Raw genomic sequence first — 21,273 nt, forward strand, 5'->3', positions numbered from 1 at the left:
GGTTCACTCCTTCGCGTCCGCGGCTTCCTGCAGGGCGTTATGCAGACGTTTCAGCTCCCGGTCGGCGACATGCAACCGCTCACTCATCACCCGGGTCAGTCCGAGCAGAATGCGGGTCGCCAGACGGGGGTTCTTTTCCAGGCAATCGAGCAGGTCGGCGCGAAAAAAGCCGACCAGCTGCGCCTTTTCGATGGTCCGGGCCGAGGCGCTGCGCACGGCCGGACTGACCAGCGTCGTCTCGCCGAAAAAATCCCCGGTTTCCAGAGCCGCCAGCTCATGCTCCCGGCCCCGGCTGTCACGGGTGAAGATCTTCACCCGGCCGACGCGGATGACGTAGAGCCCCGATCCCGGATCGCCCTCGGCGAAAACCGTCTCGTGCTCATCGTAGTCGCGCACATGGACGATCGACTCCAGCGCCAGCAGATCGCGACCGGTCAGTTCCGAAAAGAGGGGGATGGTGCCGAGAAAACCGGCGAGAGAGTCCTCCTCGGGTTTCCTGGCGAAGATGTTCTTCCACAGCAGAGTCAAGACACCCTCCCGACAACATGGCAGCGTGGACAGCGCCGGCGGAGATCAGGGAGCCAGCAGCTTCTCCACCTCAGGAGCGAACGAGGTGTTGACCTCGTAATCGACGAAGGAGACGGTCATCGCGTCCTGCCGCTCGCCCCGGCGGATGCTCCGGGTCTGGCGTACCGGCAGCCAGATGCCGTCGAACTGCTTGAACACGGTCTCCAGACGCGCGTCGAGACTGCCGTCGAAGGAGGTCAGCATCAGCTCTTCCGGCAGCAGGCCCGACGAAACCTCGCGATAACGAGCCTCGAGGGTCAGGATGCGATCGTCGGCGGTGGTGATCTCGATCCGCTTGACCACCTCCTTCTCCGGGTCGACATCGATCACCAGGCGACGCACCCCCTTCTGCGGCAACCCGAACCCGTCGCCGTAAAAGGCGCCGCCGAGATCGACCGGTTCCGCAAACTGCAGGGTCACGCTCTGCAGCCGCACCCCGGCCAGATCGTTCTCCACCACCTTGACCTCGGCCGCATCGAAGAAGCGGGCCCGGTCACCGCCACGGCCGGCGGGAAGGAAAAAGTCGAACAGCTCAAGGGCGAACTGGCGCGAAAAGCGCTGCGCCATCTGACGCATCAGGGGAAAAACGTTCGCCCCCTCGGCCCGGATCAGCGACTTGCCGCTGCTGCGTTTCCAGTATTTGCGGATGACGGGGGCGGGAGGACGCGGGACATCGGCGGGGAGGGACGCGGTCATCTGCTCGATGGTCTGCCGGATGCGGTCGGTCTCGACGGTGACGACGTAATTTTCCAGGGCTGGCTGCCGCTTGGCATAGGCCCTGGCGACCTTTTCCAGCACCGGCACCTCGGCCGCCTGCACCGACAGGACCAGAAAGAGCGACAGCAGGCCGGTCAGTCCAGGTATCCTCACGCGCATCTCCTCCTGAAAGACGGGACGAATCCGGATGAAACGAACCTCCGGAGTCTGCTACTATGCCTCAATCAGTGAGTTCATGTCGGATGGAGAGTGCATGTGCCTGGCCTGAACGGGTTTCCAAAAATCTGAGGCGCACCCGCAGGTTCGCCGGCGATTTTTGGAAAATGCAGGCAGGCCAATGGCTTGTACTATCCGCCGGTGATGAACTCGCTGATTGCGGTATTATAGCCTAACCAACCGGGACAACAAACGAAAAACACCCATCCCACGGCCAGAACCGTTTCCGACATGAGCGAACCTTTCACCTTCAGAGCCGACCGATACCCGAACGCCCCCGGCGTCTATCTGATGAAGGACGGCGAGGGCACCATCCTCTACATCGGCAAGGCCAACAACCTGCGCAACCGCCTGCGCAGCTACTTCAGCACCGCCGGCGACGGACGCTACCACATCCGCTTTCTCGTCGACCGGGTGCGAGACATCGACACCATCGTCACCGATACCGGCAAGGAAGCGCTGATCCTGGAAAACACCCTGATCAAGCGGCACCGGCCGCGCTACAACATCAACCTGCGCGACGACAAGACCTATGTCTCCCTGCGCATCGACCTGCGCGAGGAGTTCCCGACCCTGGAGATCACCCGCCGCATCAGGCGCGACGGGGCCCGCTATTTCGGCCCCTACGCCTCGGCCGGCGCCGTCCGCCAGACCCTGAAGCAGATCTATCGCATCTTTCCGCTGCGGCACTCTCCGCTCGAACGCTGCCGGCAACGCGGCCGCCCCTGTCTCTACTACCAGATCGGCCAATGTTCGGCCCCCTGCCACGGACTGATCTCGCCGGCCGACTACCGTCGCCTGGTGGAGGGCGCCCTCGCCCTGCTCGACGGTCGCGGCGCGGAAATCGTCGCCGACCTGAGCCGGCAGATGCAGCAGGCCAGTGCCGAGATGCGGTTCGAGGACGCGGCGAAGCTCAGGGACCGGATCCGGGCCATCGAAACCACCATCGAACGCCAGAAGGTCGCCGGCAACCGCGACATCGACCAGGATGTCTTCGGCCTCTACCGGGACGGCGGTCAGATCGACCTGGTGGTTCTCTTCTACCGCCACGGGCAGCTGATCAGCCAGCGCGGCTTCACCCTCGACTGGCAGCTCGACAGCGAGGAGCTGCTCGCCTCGTTTCTGCGGCAGTTCTACAATCGCGAGCTGCTGATTCCGGACCAGATCCTGCTCCCCTTTCTGCCCGAAGACTGCGAAACCCTGCGCGACTGGCTGCAGGAGAGAAAGGGACGGCGGGTCGAGATCGCCGCTCCGCAGCGGGGGGAGCGGGCGGCACTGGTCGCCATGGCGGAGCGCAACGCCGAAGAGCGGGCGAAAAACCGCGCCGACAGGCGGGCGGCGGACCAGCGGCTGCTGGCGCAGACGCAACAGCAGCTGCACCTGAAACGGCTGCCGCGCCGAATCGAGTGTTTCGATATTTCGACCTTTCAGGGGGCGGAGACGGTCGGCAGCATGGCCGTCATCGTCGACGGCGAACCGGCCCGCGCCCTCTACCGGCGCTACCGCATCCGATCCGTGAGCGGCACCGACGATTTCGGCTCGCTGCGTGAAGTGCTGTCGCGGCGGCTGCAGCGCGGTCTGCGGGAAGACGACCTGCCCGACCTGCTGCTGATCGACGGCGGCAGGGGGCAGCTGTCCGGCGTGGTCGATGTCCTCGACGAGCTTGGGCTGAGGCAGAGGATCGATGTGCTCGGCATCGCCAAGAGCCGGGTCGTGGCCAACGCACGCGGCAAGGCGGTGGAGCGCAGCGAAGAGCGCTTCTTTCTGCCCGGCCGGAAAAACCCCGTCACCCTCCGGCAGGGGTCGCCGGTGCTCTTTCTGCTGCAGCGCCTGCGCGACGAAGCGCACCGTTTCGCCATCGACTATCACCGCAAGCTGCGACGAAAGCACACCCTGCGTTCGTCGCTGGAAAACATCCCCGGCGTCGGCCCGACACGCAGAAAACTGCTGCTGAAACATTTCGGCAGCCTGAAGGGGATCCGGTCAGCGACCCTGGAAGAACTCCGGGCCGTTCCCGGACTGCCGCGCAACCTGGCGGAAACCGTCTTCCGCCACTTTCACGACTGAAAAGGCGGTGGTGGTTGGCATGGGGAACAGGAACGCGAAGGCCGCCAACAGAACGAACAAGAATTTCACCACGGAGTCACAGAGACCACAGGGAAAAGAAAAATCCCGAGGGGTCCAGACTCCCGGACGTTTTCTCTGTTTTCTTCGTGCCTGCGGTGAGGTTCGGGGTTTCCTGGTGCCGCCCCTGGCGTCTCGAGGGAAGATTGTGAACGGGTGACGGTGTTTATTTACTGCGTGGCGAACAACCGCAAACCGGCCGGGCGAAAGCACCGAACGACCTGTCGCCGGTCAGCACCTCGACCTTCGGGGAAGCCTCGACGACGGTCACCGGCAGGCCGGGGACGAATTCAGCACCTGACCTCTCGGCCTGCCCGGCGAACAGAGGGCGAAAATCCTCTTCGGGAAGGGAAAAGCTCCTGAAACGATACATGGCAATCCACCGTCTCGGGGACGGCCCATCTTAATTCAATAACGATCAGCACATGACAACTACCCGAAAAACCGCCTTTTCGTCAAGGGCAAACCGCCGGTGCCGCCTTGACGCCGCCATTGCGGCTACCTATATTTTTTCTGTTCCCGATTCACGCACACTGCGCGGCGACGGATTCGCCGTTTTTGACAACATCAGGAGATTCGTTCATTCATGGCCAAAGACTATTACGCGGCTCTCGGGCTGGACAAGAATGCCAGCGCCGACGAAATAAAGAAGGCCTATCGCAAGCTGGCCGTCAAATACCACCCGGACAAGAACCCCGGCGACAAGAAGGCCGAAGAGCGGTTCAAGGAGATTTCGGAGGCCTACGCCGTGCTGTCCGACCCGGAAAAGAAACGGCAGTACGACCAGTTCGGCGACGCCGCCTTTCACCAGCGCTTCAGCCAAGAGGACATATTCCGCGGCACCGATTTCAACGAGATTTTCCGCGAATTCGGCTTCGGCGGCGGCATCGAGGACATTTTCGGCAGCCTGTTCGGCGACCGTCAGGGAAGCTTCTTTCACGGCGGCGGGCGCCAGGTGGTGCGCGGGCAGGACTATGTGCTGAAGCTGGACATCCCCTTCCGCATGGCCGTGGAAGGGGGCGAGCGGCGGGTCCGCTTTCGCGGCGACCAGGGGACCGAGGAGGTCCAGGTGCGAATTCCCCCCGGTGTCGAGGAAGGGCAACGCCTGCGCGTCGCCGGACGCGGCGGCCACAGCCCCGGCGGCGGCCCGCGCGGCGACCTGCTGCTCGACATCCACATCGAGCCGGACCCGGTCTTTACCCGCCAGGGCAGGGATCTCTATGTCGACGTTTACGTTCCTTTCAGCGGCATCTGCCTCGGAACCAGCGTCGACATACCGACCCTGTCGGGAACCAGGCGGGTCAAGATCAAGCCCGGGACCCGCAGCGGCACCAAGGTGCGCCTGAAGGGCTTCGGCGTCAATGGACGCAACGGCGACAGCGGCGATCTCTACGCTGTCATCCGTGTCGAGGTTCCGGCCAGTCTCACCCCGCAGCAGCAGGAACTGCTCGAAAAGCTGAGAGAGACCGGCCTGTAACGGATCGTTCGGATTGCTGACAACCCGGGCATACCGGAAAAACTTCGGATGCAAGGCATCCGGAATGTCGAATCATGCGGCGTACTTCACCTCGTGCGTCGAGCACCGGGAAATGAGGAAACGCTACAGACGAACCTTTTTCAGTGGCCTGAGGAATCAACGGTAGCTGATCCGCTCCACTCCCTCCAACTGCAAGATGCTCGCCGTCAGCTCCCGGCCGATGCGGCGGCGGTGGTTGGTGATCACGTATTCGAGAACGATCTCGCCGCCCATCCGATTAATGGTCATCCGCGCGTCGACGATACGCAGCCCGCGGTCGACGATCATCTTCTCCACCTCGTCGACCAGCTGCTCCCGGTACCGGCCCGTAACCTTGAAGTTCGTGTAGCGGTCCTTCTTCAGCATCGGATCGAGCCGCTTCAGCCAGACCAGGCTGATCAGGGCGAGCACCGTCGCCAGGGCGCCGACAGCGAAAAGCCCGGCGCCGAAAGCCATCCCCAGCCCGGCGACCACCCACAGGGAAGCGGCCGTGGTCAGACCGCGAACGTTCACCCCCTCCTTGAGGATGACCCCGGCACCGAGAAAACCGATGCCGGTCACGATCTGGGCGGCGATGCGCGCCGGGTCGAGCCGGACCACCGAATCGGCTGACAGCACCTCGTACTTGAGAAAGAAGGCCTCGGACACGATCATCATCAGGCAGGCGGCGAGAGCCACCAGCAGGTGGGTACGCAGGCCGGCCGGACGACCGTGCCGCTCCCGCTCGAATCCGACCAGACCACCGGCCAGCGAAGCCAGCAGCAGCTTGGCCACCATGACCGAGTCGAGAAAGACCACCAGGTCTTCGGCTGGGGACTGGGGAGACATGAAAAACCTCTCTGTCGACAAACGTCCTGTTTTCCCGAGACCCTGAATCAGGGAGTTCATGCCGGATGGAGAGTGCAATGACTTGGTTTGAATGAGCTTTTCAAAAATCTGAGGCGTTCTCGCAGGTTCGCCGGTGATTTTTGGAAAGTTCAGGCAGGTCGATGACTTGTGCTATCCGCCGATGATGAACTCGCTGATTCAGGGTGATGTCAACAGCTTAACAGAGACCTGAAGGGGTGCAACAGGGGCGCAGCGGGAACTCAGTCGAACTCGCGCATGTACATCAGCGCCAGCCGGCCGCGGTTGGCAAGGCACTTCAGACAGAGCCGGCCGGCATCGGCATAGACTTCCCGGGCCAGAAAGGCGCCCATCTCGGCGGCCGGGTCTGTTGCCTCGGCGGTTTCGTGAAAGCGCTCGCCGCAGACGGCACAGGTCTTCATGGCCAGGCCTCCAGATGTCGGCGAACCAGCCCGGCCATGGCCTGCAGGAAATCGTCGCCGTCGTTGAGGGATGGCGCCCGGTGGAAATGGCGAATGCCGTGCTCGAAGGCCAGGTTGCGGTACTGGATGTCGATTTCGTGCAGGGTTTCGATATGGTCGGAGACAAAGGAGATGGGCACCACCAGCAGGCTCTCCACCCCCTGGCGGCCGTAGTCCCTGATCACCTCGACGGTGTCGGGCTCCATCCAGCGCACCGGGCCGCTGCGACTCTGGAAGGCGATGGTCCAGTGCGGATGGCCGACCCGCTGCATGACCCCCTCGACGGTCGCGGTCACATGCCGCAGGTAGGGATCGCCGCGGTCGATGAATTTCTGCGGCAGGGCATGGGCGGAGAAGAGGATGCGCACCTGGTCGCGGAGCAGTTCGTGGAACTGTTCGAGTCCGGCGGTCACCCGTGCCGCCAGGGCGTCGAGATAACCCGGCCAGTCGTACCACTGCTCGATCAGCGAATACTCGAGTTGGGGATGGACGACCGCCGCCCGGCGGCGAAAATCGTTGATGCTGCTGCCGGTGGTGGCGCCGGTATAGTGCGGATACATGGAAAGAACCACCGCCCGGTCGATGCCCTCCGTCTTCATGCGCTCCAGCGCTTCGTCGGCGAAAGGATGCCAGTAGCGCATGGCAACAAAGGGGCGGACCTGCTCCCCCAGCCTGGCGGCAATGCCGGCCGCCTGCCTTTCGGTCCACTCGCGCAGCGGCGATGCACCACCGATGTCGTCGTAGAGCTGCCGGACATGGCGGGCGCGAAAACGGGAAATCAGCCGGGCGAAGGGTTTCTGCAGCAGCGCCCCGCCCGGCAGCCGGATCAGCTCCCGGTCGCTGAACAGGTTGTAGAGAAAGGGCTCGACCGCTTCCAGCGAGTCGGGCCCTCCCATGTTGAGCAGTACCAGTCCGAGTCGGTCAGACATCATTCATTCACCACGGAGGCACGGAGAATGCGGTGGTCAAGAGCCCCGCTCCCGGTTCAGGGCACAGCCAGGGGCTTTGCGGCAAGGCTTGCGAGGTCAGGGCCGCGAGGCGTATCGGGCAGATACGTCGAGTGGGCCTGACCGAGCGTAACGCAGTCACAGAGCTCCTGGCGAAGCCCCCCTACTTGCCGCTCAGTTCATGCACGCACTCGACCATGTACTTCGCGTGTTCCGGGGCGACCGTCGGCAGGATCCCGTGCCCGAGGTTGAAGATATGCCCGGGGCGGCCGGCGTTCTCGTCCAGAATCCGCTTCACCTCGGTGCGGATATGCTCCTTCGGCGCGTAGAGCACGGTCGGGTCGAGGTTGCCCTGCACGGCGACATCGGCACCGAGAATGTCGCGCGCGGCGCCCAGATTGACATGCCAGTCGAGGCCGACCACGTCGGAGCCGGCCAGCTTCACCTTGTCGAGCATGGTGCCGGCGCCCTTGACGAAGTGGATGATCGGCACGCTCTTGTCAAGACCGGCAATCAGTTTTCTGGTGTAGGGCAGGATGAACTTCTCGTAGTCGAGCGGGGAGACGATTCCGCCCCAGGTGTCGAAGATCTGGATCGCCTGAGCGCCGGCGGCGACCTGGGCGTTCAGGTAGAGCCGGTCCATTTCGGTCACCTTCTCCATCAGCGCCGCGTAGAGCTCGGGTGCGCCGTACATCATCCGCTTGATCTGGGCAAAATCCTTGCTCCCCTTCCCCTCGACCATGTAGCAGGCCAGAGTGAAGGGCGCCCCGCCGAAACCGATCAGCGGCACCCGGCCGTCCAGTTCGCGGCGCAGGATGCGGATGGTTTCATAGACATAGGGCACATCCTCCTCCACCTGCGGAATCCGCAGCGCCTCGATGTCGGCTGCGGTGCGCACCGGATTTTCGAACACCGGCCCGGGGACGAAATCGAGCTTCAGTCCCATCGGCTCGACCGGGGTCAGGATGTCGGAAAAGAGAATCGCCGCGTCGGCGTTCAGATAGTCGATCGGCTGGATGGTCACCTCGGCCGCCAGCTCCGGCGTCTTGCACAGCTCGAGAAAGCTGACCTTGCGACGGACCTCCATGTACTGCGGCAGATAACGGCCGGCCTGGCGCATCAGCCAGACCGGGGTGTAGTCGGTCCGCTCGCCGCGGCAGGCCTTGAGAAAGGTGTAGTCCTGGGACATCGGTGATTGCCTCCTGGTTGGGATATCGGAAAATCGTTTTCACCACGGAGACACAGAGAGCACGGAGTCAGGAGCTGGCCAGACCGGCCTTCTCCGTGACCTCCGTGGCTCTGTGGCAAACATTCAGGTCTATTCCGCCGCTTCCTGCTGCAGCCGTTTGCGGGTGCGGGCCGGAATGTAGTTGCAGAAGGGTTCTTCGGCCATGTAGTCGCCGTAGACCGCGTCGGCCCGGGCGCGGCAGCCGCCGCAGATGTTGATGAATTCGCACTCGCCGCACTTGCCCTTGTAGGCCTTGAAATCACGCAAATCCTTGAAGGTCTTGGCGTTGAACCAGAGTTCCTTGAACGGAATCTGCTTGACGTTGCCGACCGACGAGTGGAAGTAGGAGCAGGGCTTCAGATTGCCGAAACAGTCGATCAGGCAGATGGTCTGGGCGGCGATGCAGCCCTTGCCGCCGCCGGTGGAAAAGGTCAGGCTGCGGCGCTTGAAATCGACCCCTTCCGCTTTGGCCATCTGCGGTACGATCCGGTAGTAGTGTGGAGCGCAGGTCGGCCGCATGAGAATTTCGTCCTCATGTTTTTCCTGCTCGTAGTGCCACTTGAGAATCTCTTCGTAGTCCTCCTTGGAGATCAACTCGTTCATGATCTCTTCGCCGCGTCCGGTCGGCACGATCATGAACATGTACCAGGCGGTGGCACCAAGACTCTTGGCCAGCCGGAAGGTGTTGCCGATGTCGTGCTGGTTGCGCTTGGTGAAGGAGGAGTTGATCAGGAACTTGATGCCGTTGCGCTTCAGAATTTCGGCACCGCGCACCGTCCCCTCAAAGGCCCCCTCGCAGTTGCGGAAATTGTCGTGCACCTCGGCGGTCGAACCGTCGAGGGAGAGGGAGACCATCTTGATGTCGGCCTCCTTCATCTGCCGGCAGACCTCATCGGTGATCAGGGTGCCGTTGGTCGCCATGCACATCCGCAGTCCCTTTTCGGTGCCGTAGCGGGCGATGTCGAAGATATCGTCCCGCAACAGGGGCTCACCGCCGGAAAGAACCAGCACCGGTTTGGAGACCTCGCAGATATCATCGATCAGCTTGAAGGCCTCTTCGGTGTTGAAGTCGCCGGCCGCCGCATTCATGTCGGAAGAGCAGCGGCAGTGTACGCAGTTCAGGTTGCAGCGCTGGGTCGTCTCCCAGGCGATCCACTTGGGAATGAATTTTTCGTCCTGGTCCGCCATGAAATCTCCTTTGTCGTCCTGGTCGCAAGACATGAATTTTCATATTACACCAGGGGGCGAAACCAGACAAGAAACAAGCTCCTTTCACCGCCGGCAGCCGTTGTCAAACCCTCCCCGCCCGGTGTATATTGGCAAACACTGTTTTGCCCGAACCGGGCGTTGCACATCCTCCCGGGTCCGGGTCGCAGTCCGGCTCATCCCGCGGTGCCGAGGAACGGAATGGACACATCTACCATCAAGCCGACAACCAAGTACTGGGTTTTTCTGCTGGCCATCATCTTCCTTCTCTTTCTGGTCATCTTCGCCAGCTTCACCGCCTCCTGGTTCGCCCTCAGCCCCGAAGAACAGGCCCTGGTCGAGAAGTTCGCCAGGAAACTCTTCCCCTACCCCCTGATGGGAGCGATCATCCTCTGCCTGATCATCGGCTCGCTGGTCAGCCTGCTTTTCAGGCACTACATCATTCCGATCCTGCAGCTGAGCGAGGAGACCAAGCTGATCTCGGTCGCCAACCCGAACTACCGCATCAAGCCGAAGGGGGCGCGGGAAGTGGTCAAGCTGATCGAGGTCATCAACGAAACCGCCGACGCGTACCAGAAACTGCAGCAGGAAGTGCGCGCCGAGGTCGACAAGGCCCGGGCCGAGTTGCAGGCCGAGCGCAACCGCCTGGCGGCCCTGATGTCGGAACTGCCCAACGGCGTGCTGGTCTGCAACACCGACGGCCAGATCCTGCTCTACAACGCCCGGGCCCAGGACCTGCTGCAACAGCCGGGAAAGCTGGTCGGCCTGGGCCGCTCGGTCTTTTCGGTGCTGGAACGGGAACCGATCCTGCACGCCCTGGACGTGCTGCACCATGCCGCACGCAACGGCCAGAAAAGCCCGAAGACCAACTTCATCATGACAGTCCGGGAAAACCTGAGCCTGCGGGTGAACATGGCGCCGGTTTTCGCCAACGGCAACGGCGATCGCCACATGACCGGCTTCGTTCTGGCCCTGGAGGACATGACCAGCCAGCTCGAGGCCGAACTCGAACGGGACATGGTCTTCCGCACCCTGACCGAAGCGATGCGCTTTTCCACCGACGAAATCAGGCAGGCCATTTCCACCATCCTGTCCCGACCGAACCTCGACGCCGGACAGCTGTTCGAGCTGCGCCAGGTGATCGACCGCGCCTCGCAGGCGCTGGAGGAACAGCTGAAACATGCCCGCAGCGCCTACGCACGCCACCTGAGCAGCCGCAGCCGCACTGACGACATTCTTGCCTCCGACCTACTGGAGCTGCTGAAACGCCACCTGCGCCGGCAGTTACGCCGTCCCGTTGCCATGCAGGCGGAGCAGGAGATCTGGCTCAAGACCGACAGCTACAGCCTGCTGCAGGGGATCGGCCAGCTGGCCAACCGCCTCGCCGAACAGCAGGGACTGGCGGAGATCGCTCTCGAACTGAAGGGGCGGGGTGACAACAGGGCCGTTCTGGCCATCCACTGGAAAGGCTGCGCCCTCGAACTGAAAGAGCTCCATCGCTGGCAGCGGCGGCCGCTGATCCGCGACGCCCGCGACCAGCTGATCTCGGTCCTCGACCTGGTACAGAAATGGGACGGGCAGATCACCCCCCGGCTCAACGCCGACAACCTGTGCGAAGGGATCGACATCAGCCTGCGCCGGGGCGAACCGGAGGAGCGGTTCGAAACCCTGGAGGGGCCGGAACACCGACCGGTCTACTACGAATTCAACCTCTTTCAGCGCCACGGCTGGGAAGAGCTCGGCCAGGTGGCGCTGCGCAACCTGACCTATGTCGTCTTCGATACCGAAACCACCGGCCTCAATCCGTCGAAGGGGGACGAAATCATCCAGATCGGCGGCGTGCGGGTGATAGGCACCCGCATCCTTTACGACGAAACCATCGACCAGCTGGTCGATCCGCAGCGCCACGTGCCGCCCGAATCGGTCGCCATCCACCACATTCAGCCGGAAATGCTGCGCGGCCAGCCGACCATCGACAAGGTGCTGCCCAATTTCCACCATTTCTGCGAAGGCTCGGTGCTGGTGGCCCACAACGCCGCCTTCGACATGCGCTTTCTGCAGATGAAGGAAGAGCTGACCGGCCTCAGGTTCGACCATCCGGTCCTCGACACGCTGCTGCTCTCCTGGGTGGTGCACCCCAACCAGGAGAACCACAACCTGGACGACATCGCTCGACGCCTCGACATTCCGATCGTCGGCCGCCACACCGCCCTCGGAGACGCCCTGGTCACCGCCGAAGTCCTGGTCCGGCTCATTCCCCTGCTCGAAGCCAGGGGGATTCACACCCTGGAGGAGGCCCTGATCGCCTCGGCCGCGTCGCCCTACAACAGGATCAAGTTCTAGCAGGATATCGAACTGTCCATGTAAAAAAGCCCCGCCGGCTGCTGCCGGCGGGGCTTTTCAGATCGACATCCCGGAGAAGAACCCGGCGACTACTGATTCACCACCTCTTCGCTTTGCAGAGCGAACAGATCGTTGAAAATCTCCTGCACCGTCTCGATGCGGCTGGCCCGCCAGGCGTTGCTGCCGCAGAAGACCAGGCCGGTCTCTGTGTCGCCGCGCTGGGCCCGGTCAAGGGCACTGATAATGCAGAACCGCTCCCGTGACGCCTGGTAGCTGCACTTGCGCAGACATCCCATGGGGCAGCTCGTACCTAGACGTCTCTCGCGCTCTTCGAGCGCCGGAACGTTGGCTTTCAGGGCCCGCCCCGGCAACCCGGCGGGCGACATGATCAGGCCGATATCCTCCGGCCGGCAGTCGATGTAGGCCTGCTTGAAGGCCGGCGAGGCGTCGCATTCCTCGGTGGTGACGAAGCGGGTTCCCATCTGCACACCGTCGGCTCCCGCCTCCAGCGCCTGCAGCAGATCCGAGCGATCCCAGATGCCGCCGGCGGTAATGACCGGAATGTCGAGCGCGAACTTCTCGGTCAGCATCCGCTTGACGCCGCGCACCGTGGCCATCTGGTCGTAGGTGCCGGCGCCGATATCCTCCGGCCGGGCACCGAGATGCCCGCCCGCCGTTTCCGGATCCTCGACCACGATGGCGTCCGGCAGGCGATTGAAGCCCCGCTGCCATTTGCGGCAGATCAGTTCCGCCGCCTTGACCGAGGAAACGATCGGCACCAGGGCGACTTCGGGAAAGTCCTCGGTCAGTCCGGGCAGATTCAGCGGCAGTCCGGCGCCGCTGACGATCAGCTTGGCCCCGGCCTCGCAGGCCGAACGCACCAGCACGTCGTAGTCGCTGGCGGCGACCATGCAGTTGACCCCGATCACGCCGTCGGGCGCGATCTCGTAGGCCTTGCGGATCTCCTCCTTCATGGCCAGCGGCTCGGCGACAAAATAGTTGTTTCCTTCGAAAAAACGGCTGCCCAGACCGATGCCCGCCGAAGCGACCAACCCTATGCCTCCGCAACGAGCGACATGGCCGGCGAGGCTGGCACCGGACACGCGGACCCCCATACCGCCCTGAATCAGGGGAAAAGGAACTTCGTGTCGTCCGATTTTCAAGGTTGGCACCATGGATCACCTCCGGGTCAATGCTTGTTTCAACCTTTTTTAAGGTAGCAAAGCGGCGGGTTTCCTTCTGTCAAACTTCTGTAAAACTTGCCGGATTCGCTCCAGAATGCTAGAAAAACCGCATGAAACTGCTGCGCGGTCTCTTCAACCCCGTTTTCGCCTTCGTCGGCCTGCAGATCCTGTGGGTGCTGGTCCTGCTCGGCTGGATCAACTGGTTCATGGGCCGCCACCAGCAGCTCAGAGAGCTGGCGGAACGTTACAGCCCTGAACTGGCCGGCAGCCAGATCGACTGGGTCATCCTGGTCGAGGGAATTCTGCTGCTGGTGGCCATCCTCGCCGCCGCCTACGTCATCTTCATCTACTGGCGCCGGCAGATCGCGCTCAACCGCGCCCAGCGCAATTTCATCGCCCAGGTCACCCACGAACTGAAGTCCCCCCTATCCTCGCTGCAGCTGCACATCGAAACCCTGCGCCGCCACCGGGTCGACCCGGAGCGTCTGGCGACCTTTCTCGACACCATGCAGGCCGACGTCAAGCGGCTCGACATCCTGACCAGCAACCTGCTGACGGTCAACCGCCTGGAGCACAAGGGGCTGAAACTGGCGCTGAAGCCGGGTAATTTCTCCGCCCTGACCGAGTCCTACTTCAAGGACATCATGTACGCCCTGCCCAGAGCAGGTCACATGACCCTCGACATCGAGCCCGATCTCCACGCCCACTTCGAGGCCGAGTCGATGCGCACCGTCTTTCGCAACCTGCTGGAAAATGCCCTGCTCTACAGCGAAGGCACCCCACAGCTGCACGTCAGCCTGAAACGGGAAGGCACGCGCCTGCATTTCGCTTTTCGGGACAACGGCTGCGGGCTGGCCAGAGACGAGCTGCGCAAGGTCTTCAAGATGTTCTACCGGGTCCAGGGGACCGGCAAGACCATCCGGGGCTCCGGGCTGGGGCTGTTCATCGTCCGGGCGATCGTCCGCATGCACAAGGGGAAGGTCTGGCTCGAAAGTCCGGGGCCCGGCAAGGGAACGACGGCCCATGTGCTGCTGCCGGCCTGGAAAGGCCCGGTTCCGTCCGGCGAGGAGATGGGATGAGTACACCGACGATTCTGCTGATCGAGGACGAACAACATATCGCCGAAGGCCTGATCTTCAACCTGGAGGCCGAAGGGTACCGGGTGCTGTGGGCACAGAGCGGGGAAGAGGGGCTCGAACTGCTGCAGCGAGAGCAGGTCAGCCTGCTGGTCCTCGACCTGATGCTGCCGGGCATCTCCGGCTACGAGGTCTGCCGCCGGCTGCGCACCGGCAATCCGCGGCTGCCGGTGCTGATCCTTTCGGCCCGGGCCGAGGAACGCGACCGGGTCAAGGGACTCGCCCTCGGCGCCGACGACTACCTGATCAAGCCCTTTTCCCTCGACGAGTTCCTGCTGCGGGTGCGGGGCATGCTGAAACGGGCGGAATGGTACCAGGCGAAAACAGTGAGCGAGCTGGTCTTCGGCGACAACCGGATCGACCTGCGGCAGGGGACCGCGACGACGGCCAGGGGCGAGCTGACCCTGACCGAACAGGAACTGAAGCTTCTGCGGGTGCTTGCCGAACGGGCCGGCGAGGTAGTCGACCGGACACTGCTGCTGAAGGAAGCCTGGGGGATGCGGCCGGAAACGGCGACCCGGACCCTCGACAACTTCATCGTCCGGCTGCGACGCTATTTCGAGCCGGACCCGGCCCGGCCGAGACATTTTCTCACCGTCCGCGGCCGCGGCTACCGCCTGGTTCTCGAACCGGAAAAGACGGCCTGAATCAGTGAACTCATCACCAACGGATAGCACAAGTCATTGACCTGCCTGCATTTCCCAGAAATCACCGGTGGACCTGTGGGTGCACCTGAGATTTTTTGAAAACCCATTCAGGCCAGGCACTTGCACTCTCCATCCGGCATGAACTCACTGATTCAGGACGAAAGAAAACCGGGGACGGCTTCCTGATCACTCCTCGCCCAGCGCCACCCGGCGCAAGGTCTCTTCGCCGACCTCGTCGAGCAACTTGCCCAGCCGGCACTTGCGATTCTGCTTCGCGAACCAGGAGACCAGGCGCTCCAGCATGGCCAGCGCCTCTTCCTCGCCGGGAACATGCTCGATCAGCCGCCGGGCCAGACGGGGCGCCGCACCGCCGTTGCCGCCGATCATCAGATGCCAGCCCCGGGCGGTGCCGATCAGGCCCAGATCCTTGAGGCAGACCTCGGCGCAGTCGTTGGCGCAGCCCGAAACCCCCATCTTGAACTTCCATGGCAGTTGCCGGCCGTGATAGCGCCGGTCGACCTCGAGCCCCAGCCGGACCGAATCCTGCTGCCCGCGCTTGCACCAGTCGTTGCCGGGACAGATCTTGACCGAACGGACACAGAGCCCCAGCGGCGCCCCCGGCTTAATGCCGAGATCCGCCCAGACCGCATCCAGTTCTTCCTCCGGCAGCCCGAGCAGGGCAATGCGCTGGGCGCTGGTCAGCTTGATCTGACCGACCTGGTACTTTTCGGCGACATCGGCGATGCGCCGCAGCACCTCCGGCGTCACGATGCCGGCCGGCGTGTGCGGAGCGATGCCGTAGGTCGTGCGGTCACGCTGCACGATGGCTCCCTTCTCCGGACGATCCTTGCCTGTAGCCATGAAAACCACCAGCTCCTTCCATCAATGTGGATCGCTCTTGTCAATCGCGACGAACATGAGCTGGCCACCAAGATATCCGAGCGCGACGCTGGCGGCAAGCATCCCGAACAGCAGCGTCAGATACAGGGGCCGCAGACCATACCCGCCCAGCAGGCGCAGGGCCAGCGCCACCACTCCCATCAGGCCCAAAGCGATGCCCAAGGCGATCTTTTTGCGAAAAATCGACGCCTTGATCCCGCCATGGTAGCGCCTCCAGTCGCGAATGCCGGTCAGCAGGTTCAGAGGCACGACACAGGTGACCAGACCGACCATCCAGACCACCGCCTCTTCGAGCGCAGGGCGGGAAAACAGCCACGAGACCGCCAGCAGGAAGATGGTCGTCGGCATCAGGCCGTTGGGAAAATGGGCGAGGATCGGATGCAGGTGGTCGGCCACCGAAGGCCCCGGCCCACGAAACGCCGGTTCATCCTCGCGAACCACTTCGAACCGGGAACAATCGGCTCCGCAGGCCGGACAGACGGCCGGCGGTTCCGTCCCTTCGTGGATATAGCCGCAAACCGTACAGCGCCATCGTTTCACCATGATCATCTCCTTTCCGGCCCTCACCGGCCTGTCAACAAGCATAGCAGGGCATTGCAAAACGTCATTGGATACAGGCGCGCATGGGCGCAAACCGCTCTTTTGCCACCGGCGGCGGTAAGACTTGCAACGACCGGACAAACCCCTATAATCGGACCACATCCCGTTTACCGTTTTCGACAAGAGGAGGAGAGAGATGAAAGCAGTTCTGATGGACGGTTTCGGCGGCGTCGAGGTACTGCGCGTCGGCGAGGCCGAAAAACCGGTTCCCAAGCCCGACCAGGTCCTGGTCAAGGTCCATGCCAGTTCGATCAGTCGTCCCGACCTGGTACAGCGGGAAGGAAAATATCCGCCGCCTCCCGGCGATTCGGAGATCCTCGGTCTCGAAGTGGCCGGCACCATCGAGGAAGTCGGCAGCGAGGTAACCGGCTGGAAAGTCGGCGACCGGGTGATGTCCCTGGTCGGCGGCGGCGGTTACGCCGAATACGCCGTCGCCTACGGCTGTCACCTGATTCCCGTTCCGGACAGCATGAGCTTCGAAGAGGCGGCCTGCGTCTGCGAATCGTACATCACCGCCTTTCACAACGTCTTCGTCCTCGGCCGCTTCAAGGACGGGGAAACGGCCATCTTTCACGGCGGCGGCGGGGGCGTCAACACGGCCGCCATCCAGCTGGCCAAGGCCCTGACCCCCGCCAGCCGGCTGATCGTCACCACCCATCCGGACAAGGAAGCCAAGGTGAAGGAGCTGGGTGTCGATCTGACCATCGACTTCACCACCACGCCCGACTTTTCGGAAATCGTCAAGGAGTGGACCGCCGCCAACACCGGCAAGAAGGGCGTCGACGTCATTCTCGATCATGTCGGCGCCAAGTATCTGAAGCCGAACATGGATTCGCTCGCCTACGCCGGCCGGCTGGTGATCATCGGCGTCATCAGCGGCATCAAGGCGGAACTGAATCTGGCGTTGATGATGGTCAAGCGCCAGGAGATCATCGGCTCGGTGCTGCGTTCGCGGCCGGTGCCGGAAAAGGGCGAGATCGTGCGCATGTTCACCGAACGGGCCCTGCCCGCCTTCGCCGACCGGCGGATCGTGCCGATCATCGAAAAGGTCTTCCCCATCGAGCAGGTGCAGGACGCGCACCGGATGATGGAAGAGGACCGGCATTTCGGCAAAATCGTCCTGAAAATCCGGTGAGTCCGGACCGGGCTCGAGGCAGGATGCCCCGATTGATCGTCAACGCCGACGATTTCGGTGCCGGTTTCGGCACCGATCGGGGCATCCTGCACGCTTTCACCCACGGCATCGTCACCAGCGCCTCGCTGCTGGTCAACGCACCTCACGCGAAAGAAGCGGTCCGGATGGCGCTCGATGCCGGCCTGCCGCTCGGCGTTCATCTCAACCTGGCCGACGGCTTTGCCCTGAGCGGCCCGATATCCGGGCTGACCCGGGCGAACGGCGCCTTCCCCGGCAAACGGGATCTGCGCCAAATCCTGCAGACCGTTCCCGACCTGCGGGCCATCCGTCGCGAACTGGCGGCCCAGATCGACAGGGCCCTGGAGCTGGGCGTCCGTCCCGACCACCTCGACACCCATCAGCATTTTTTCCTCTTTCCGCAGATGACGGAGCTGGTTCTCGACCTGGCCGACACCTACCGGATACCGGCCGTGCGTCTGCCGCTGCCGGTGGAGGATCCGGCCGCCGACCCGGACGGCGAGCTGGGAGAAGAGATGCGGCTCTACCGCCGGCTGGGGCCGAAAGCGGCCAGGGCTATCCGGGCCAGAGAAAAGCGCAGTCCGCGCGGCCTGTTCGGCATGCCGGCACTCGACCGGCTGGACGAAGCCGTCCTCGGTCGGATCGTCGACCGGATACCGGACGGAGACTGGGAACTGATGGTCCATCCCGGCTACCGGGACCTGGACAACCCTTTCGGCGGCGAGGAACGACAGCTCGAGCTGCAGGCGCTGCTCAGCAGGCGCATCCGCGACCGGCTGCAACAACGAAACATCCGCCTGATCACCTTTGGAGACCTCACTTGCACCTGCTGATCGTCATCCCCCGGCAGTCCCGCGCCACCGGCAATCACGTCACCGCCGCCCGCTTCGCCGAACAGCTCGACAAGCTGGGCTGGCAGGTGCGGCGCGTCGAAACCGACCCGATTAATACCACCGCCATTGCCGGCGCGCTGCGGCAAAACAGACCGGACGTGGCCCTGCTGCTGCACGCCTGGCGCAGCGGACACCCCTGGCTGCAGACGCCGGAAGCAAAAGACATCCCCTTCGCGGTGCTGATGACCGGCACCGATCTGAACCGCGATCTGGACATTCCGGAAAAGGCCGCCGTCATTCACCAGGTCCGACAGCGGGCCGCCGCCGTCATCGTGCAGAACCGGCTCGTCTTCGAACAGCTGCGCCGCGGCGGATCGCCCTGGCGGGAAAAACTGCACCTGCTGCCGCCCGGCACCCGCCTGGGGAGCCAGGATTATCCCCTGCGCGAGCGGCTCCGGATGACGGACGACAATGTGCTGCTGCTGCTCCATCCGGCCAGCATCCGTCCGGTCAAGGGCAACCTGGAACTGCTGCGCATGAGCGACCATCTGCTTGGAGCAGACAGCGCCTTCCGGCTGGTCTTCTGCGGCCCGGTTCTCGACCGGTCTTACGCCGAAGCCTTTTTCGCCGCCCTTAAAACCCGTCCCCACGCCTGCTACCTGGGAGAGATTCCCTGCGCCGCCATGCCGGCGGCGATGTGCCAGGCCGACCTGATCCTCAACAATTCGCTCTCCGAAGGGGTCGCCAACGCCCTGGTCGAAGCCGCCACCCTCGGCCGGCCGATCCTCGCCCGCGACATCCCCGGCAACCGGGCGGTGGTCATTCCCGAGGTCAACGGCCTGCTCTACGGGGACGAAACCGGTTTCCACCGCCAGGCCCGGAGGCTGCTGACCGATCCCGATCTGCGGCGTCGCCTCGCCCGGCCCGATCCCTTCAGTTATGCCGCCGAAGCCGAGGGCAGGCTGCTGGCCGCCATCCTCGAGGCCATCGTCAGTCAACGTGAAGCACGGACGTAACGAACCATGCCCCGACAATCACCGGCATGCGCCCCGCCGCAGGGGCGCCCCGAACTACAAGCCAAAGACACCCCGTCCATTCCGTGCTAATTTTTCCTCCATGACCCGCGAGCGAACCAACATCATCCTCATCGGCATGCCGGGCGCCGGCAAGAGCACCGTCGGCGTGGTGCTGGCCAAACGCCTCGGGCTCGGCTTCGTCGATACCGACCTGCTGCTCCAGCAGCGCGCCGGCAAGAAACTGCAGCAGATCATCGACCAGGACGGCACGGCGGCCTTCCGCCGGCTGGAAGAGCGGACCCTGTGCGAGTTCGACGGCTGCAACACCGTGGTCGCCACCGGCGGCTCGGCGATCTACAGCGAGGCGGCGATGCGCCACCTGGCGGCCATCGGCACCATCGTCTTTCTCGACGTTCCACTGGGTGAACTGGCGCAACGACTGCACGACATGCAGAGCCGCGGCCTGGTCATCGGCCCCGGTGCCGGCCTGGCCGACCTGTACACCGAACGGCTGCCGCTCTACCGGCGCTGGGCCGAAATCACCATCGATGGGCAGGGGAAAAACCTGGAAGAAGTAGTCGACGAGGTTGTCCGGGCAATAAAAAGACACGAAAAAACCGCCGGCGCCTGACCAAACAGGACACCGGCGGTGTCATTTTTTGTTCATCCACGCAATCGAACCTACTTCAGAAAGGCCAGATTGCGATAGCGCGGCAACGCCTCGTTCAGCGCCTTGCGCAGGTCGGGCGGCATCTCCTGCCTGAGTCCCGATGCCGTCTCGAGAAATTCCCTTTCCAGAGCCCCGGCTGCCTGCTCGTAACCATCCGGAGACTCGGGCCGGGCCATGTTGAGCTGATGGGCCTTCAGATAGATGGCATGAAGCCGGTCAAGCCGCCTTCTGGCCGCCGCGTACTCGTCAGGTGTGTCCTGCAGCCTGGCCAGCGCCCCGGCCACGGCCGTCCTGATCTTGGCCAGCCTCTTCTTCTCCTTGTCGGGAATCGGCGGCGCAACAGCCCGGGCCGACCCCTGCTGATGTCTCCAGGCTTCCGCCCGATCGCGCGCCACCTTCAGGTTCTGGTCGAGCCCCGACTTGACACCATAGAGAGCGACCACGTAATTGCGGCTGTACTCGCTGCCGACCTGCCTGTCCTGCAGCAGCATGATGCCCCCCGCCACCAGCACCACCACCAGCGCCGCCGCGGCGAGATACCAGAGCCAGCGCAGATTGACAGGTTCGCGCGCTGGAGTATCCGCCACGATGACCGGAGCGTGTCGGCGGCTGCGCCCACCGAATTCCAGACTAAAACCGCCCCCGCGCGCCTTGCGTACCGCCGGCTTCTCCTTCTGCACCAGAACATAGTCGGGATAGAGCCGGCCGCAATGCAGACAGAGATCTTCATGACCGAGCGCAGAGCCGCAGCCGGCACAATAGATGGGACCATCCTTCTTGTAGACCCGCAGGGTGAAATCCTCACGGCCGAGCCAGTACTTGTCACCGCATTCCGGGCATTTCCGGTAACCGCCCTGACCGGAGATCTCCCCGACGGCAATGTCGATGGTCGCTTCACATTTGGGACAGGGACAATGCATCGTCGCTACACCTTGCTGAACGGAGCTACGGCTCCGAAAGAGT

21 protein-coding genes are annotated in these 21,273 nt (G+C 63.4%); 9 read left to right on the forward strand and 12 right to left on the reverse strand.

The features are described from left to right. Positions 1-3 precede the first annotated feature (3 nt). Positions 4-528, reverse strand: a complete 525-nt coding sequence (locus EDC39_RS05900) for a Crp/Fnr family transcriptional regulator (protein ID WP_187426665.1) — start codon at positions 526-528, stop codon at positions 4-6. A gap of 45 nt (positions 529-573) precedes the next feature. Beyond that, positions 574-1,437 carry a hypothetical protein gene (locus EDC39_RS05905; RefSeq protein WP_148895457.1) on the reverse strand — a complete coding sequence of 288 codons (864 nt, stop codon included), beginning with the start codon at positions 1,435-1,437 and terminating at the stop codon, positions 574-576. 294 nt (positions 1,438-1,731) lie between these two features. Between EDC39_RS05905 and uvrC the strand changes: the two genes are divergently transcribed. Continuing rightward, complete coding sequence (uvrC, locus tag EDC39_RS05910) at positions 1,732-3,567, forward strand: excinuclease ABC subunit UvrC (RefSeq protein WP_148895458.1); 1,836 nt, start codon at positions 1,732-1,734, stop codon at positions 3,565-3,567. Positions 3,568-3,790: 223 nt separating this feature from the next. On the opposite strand, the gene EDC39_RS05915 is transcribed toward uvrC, so the two are convergent. Next, the gene (locus EDC39_RS05915; protein ID WP_148895459.1) at positions 3,791-3,997 is read right to left on the reverse strand and encodes a hypothetical protein; all 207 of its coding nucleotides are present in this window, start codon (positions 3,995-3,997) and stop codon (positions 3,791-3,793) included. 213 nt (positions 3,998-4,210) lie between these two features. On the opposite strand from EDC39_RS05915, the gene EDC39_RS05920 reads away from it, so the two are divergent. Beyond that, entirely contained in the window at positions 4,211-5,101 is an 891-nt protein-coding gene (locus EDC39_RS05920; protein WP_148895460.1) for a DnaJ C-terminal domain-containing protein, read from the forward strand. 156 nt (positions 5,102-5,257) lie between these two features. Here the strand turns inward: EDC39_RS05920 and EDC39_RS05925 are convergent, their stop codons facing one another. The 5 genes from EDC39_RS05925 to EDC39_RS05945 form a co-directional block, all read right to left on the reverse strand. Then, a complete protein-coding gene (locus EDC39_RS05925; protein ID WP_187426666.1) occupies positions 5,258-5,968 on the reverse strand; it encodes an MgtC/SapB family protein in 711 nt (236 codons plus the stop codon). 260 nt (positions 5,969-6,228) lie between these two features. Continuing rightward, the gene (locus EDC39_RS05930) at positions 6,229-6,408 is read right to left on the reverse strand and encodes a hypothetical protein (protein ID WP_148895462.1); all 180 of its coding nucleotides are present in this window, start codon (positions 6,406-6,408) and stop codon (positions 6,229-6,231) included. Then, entirely contained in the window at positions 6,405-7,376 is a 972-nt protein-coding gene (hemH, locus tag EDC39_RS05935) for a ferrochelatase (protein ID WP_148895463.1), read from the reverse strand. The genes EDC39_RS05930 and hemH overlap by 4 nt, the downstream gene beginning before the upstream one ends. A 181-nt stretch (positions 7,377-7,557) precedes the next feature. Then, complete coding sequence (gene hemE / locus EDC39_RS05940; protein WP_148895464.1) at positions 7,558-8,583, reverse strand: uroporphyrinogen decarboxylase; 1,026 nt, start codon at positions 8,581-8,583, stop codon at positions 7,558-7,560. A gap of 129 nt (positions 8,584-8,712) precedes the next feature. After that, positions 8,713-9,810, reverse strand: a complete 1,098-nt coding sequence (locus EDC39_RS05945) for a radical SAM/SPASM domain-containing protein (RefSeq protein WP_148895465.1) — start codon at positions 9,808-9,810, stop codon at positions 8,713-8,715. 219 nt (positions 9,811-10,029) lie between these two features. Here EDC39_RS05945 and EDC39_RS05950 point away from each other — a divergent pair, with 219 nt between their 5' ends. Continuing rightward, a complete protein-coding gene (locus EDC39_RS05950; protein ID WP_148895466.1) occupies positions 10,030-12,171 on the forward strand; it encodes a 3'-5' exonuclease in 2,142 nt (713 codons plus the stop codon). 89 nt (positions 12,172-12,260) lie between these two features. Here EDC39_RS05950 and EDC39_RS05955 read toward each other — a convergent pair whose 3' ends face one another. Continuing rightward, entirely contained in the window at positions 12,261-13,346 is a 1,086-nt protein-coding gene (locus tag EDC39_RS05955) for an NAD(P)H-dependent flavin oxidoreductase (protein ID WP_148895467.1), read from the reverse strand. A gap of 119 nt (positions 13,347-13,465) precedes the next feature. Between EDC39_RS05955 and EDC39_RS05960 the strand changes: the two genes are divergently transcribed. Together EDC39_RS05960 and EDC39_RS05965 are read left to right on the forward strand one after the other, a co-directional pair. After that, complete coding sequence (locus EDC39_RS05960; protein ID WP_148895468.1) at positions 13,466-14,434, forward strand: sensor histidine kinase; 969 nt, start codon at positions 13,466-13,468, stop codon at positions 14,432-14,434. After that, positions 14,431-15,138 carry a response regulator transcription factor gene (locus EDC39_RS05965; protein ID WP_148895469.1) on the forward strand — a complete coding sequence of 236 codons (708 nt, stop codon included), beginning with the start codon at positions 14,431-14,433 and terminating at the stop codon, positions 15,136-15,138. Before EDC39_RS05960 ends, EDC39_RS05965 begins: the two co-directional genes overlap by 4 nt. Before the next feature lie 186 nt (positions 15,139-15,324). Here EDC39_RS05965 and EDC39_RS05970 read toward each other — a convergent pair whose 3' ends face one another. Both EDC39_RS05970 and EDC39_RS15525 read right to left on the reverse strand, forming a co-directional pair. Further along, the gene (locus tag EDC39_RS05970; RefSeq protein ID WP_148895470.1) at positions 15,325-15,999 is read right to left on the reverse strand and encodes a nitrite/sulfite reductase domain-containing protein; all 675 of its coding nucleotides are present in this window, start codon (positions 15,997-15,999) and stop codon (positions 15,325-15,327) included. Between the two features lie 21 nt (positions 16,000-16,020). Further along, on the reverse strand, positions 16,021-16,581 hold the full coding sequence (locus EDC39_RS15525; protein ID WP_148895471.1) for a rubredoxin-like domain-containing protein: 561 nt from the start codon (positions 16,579-16,581) through the stop codon (positions 16,021-16,023). Between the two features lie 193 nt (positions 16,582-16,774). Between EDC39_RS15525 and EDC39_RS05980 the strand changes: the two genes are divergently transcribed. From EDC39_RS05980 to EDC39_RS05995, 4 genes are all read left to right on the forward strand, one after another. Beyond that, the gene (locus EDC39_RS05980; RefSeq protein WP_148895472.1) at positions 16,775-17,773 is read left to right on the forward strand and encodes an NAD(P)H-quinone oxidoreductase; all 999 of its coding nucleotides are present in this window, start codon (positions 16,775-16,777) and stop codon (positions 17,771-17,773) included. Positions 17,774-17,796: 23 nt separating this feature from the next. Continuing rightward, positions 17,797-18,624 (forward strand): carbohydrate deacetylase, encoded by an 828-nt coding sequence (locus tag EDC39_RS05985; protein ID WP_148895473.1) that lies wholly within the window; start codon positions 17,797-17,799, stop codon positions 18,622-18,624. Then, a complete protein-coding gene (locus EDC39_RS05990) occupies positions 18,612-19,640 on the forward strand; it encodes a GPMC system family 4 glycosyltransferase (protein ID WP_148895474.1) in 1,029 nt (342 codons plus the stop codon). The genes EDC39_RS05985 and EDC39_RS05990 overlap by 13 nt, the downstream gene beginning before the upstream one ends. A gap of 100 nt (positions 19,641-19,740) precedes the next feature. Beyond that, positions 19,741-20,271, forward strand: a complete 531-nt coding sequence (locus tag EDC39_RS05995) for a shikimate kinase (RefSeq protein ID WP_148895475.1) — start codon at positions 19,741-19,743, stop codon at positions 20,269-20,271. 50 nt (positions 20,272-20,321) lie between these two features. Here the strand turns inward: EDC39_RS05995 and EDC39_RS06000 are convergent, their stop codons facing one another. Then, a complete protein-coding gene (locus EDC39_RS06000) occupies positions 20,322-21,230 on the reverse strand; it encodes a hypothetical protein (RefSeq protein WP_148895476.1) in 909 nt (302 codons plus the stop codon). Positions 21,231-21,273 lie beyond the last annotated feature (43 nt).

The sequence above is a fragment of the Geothermobacter ehrlichii genome, from assembly GCF_008124615.1.
Classification (GTDB): domain Bacteria; phylum Desulfobacterota; class Desulfuromonadia; order Desulfuromonadales; family Geothermobacteraceae; genus Geothermobacter; species Geothermobacter ehrlichii.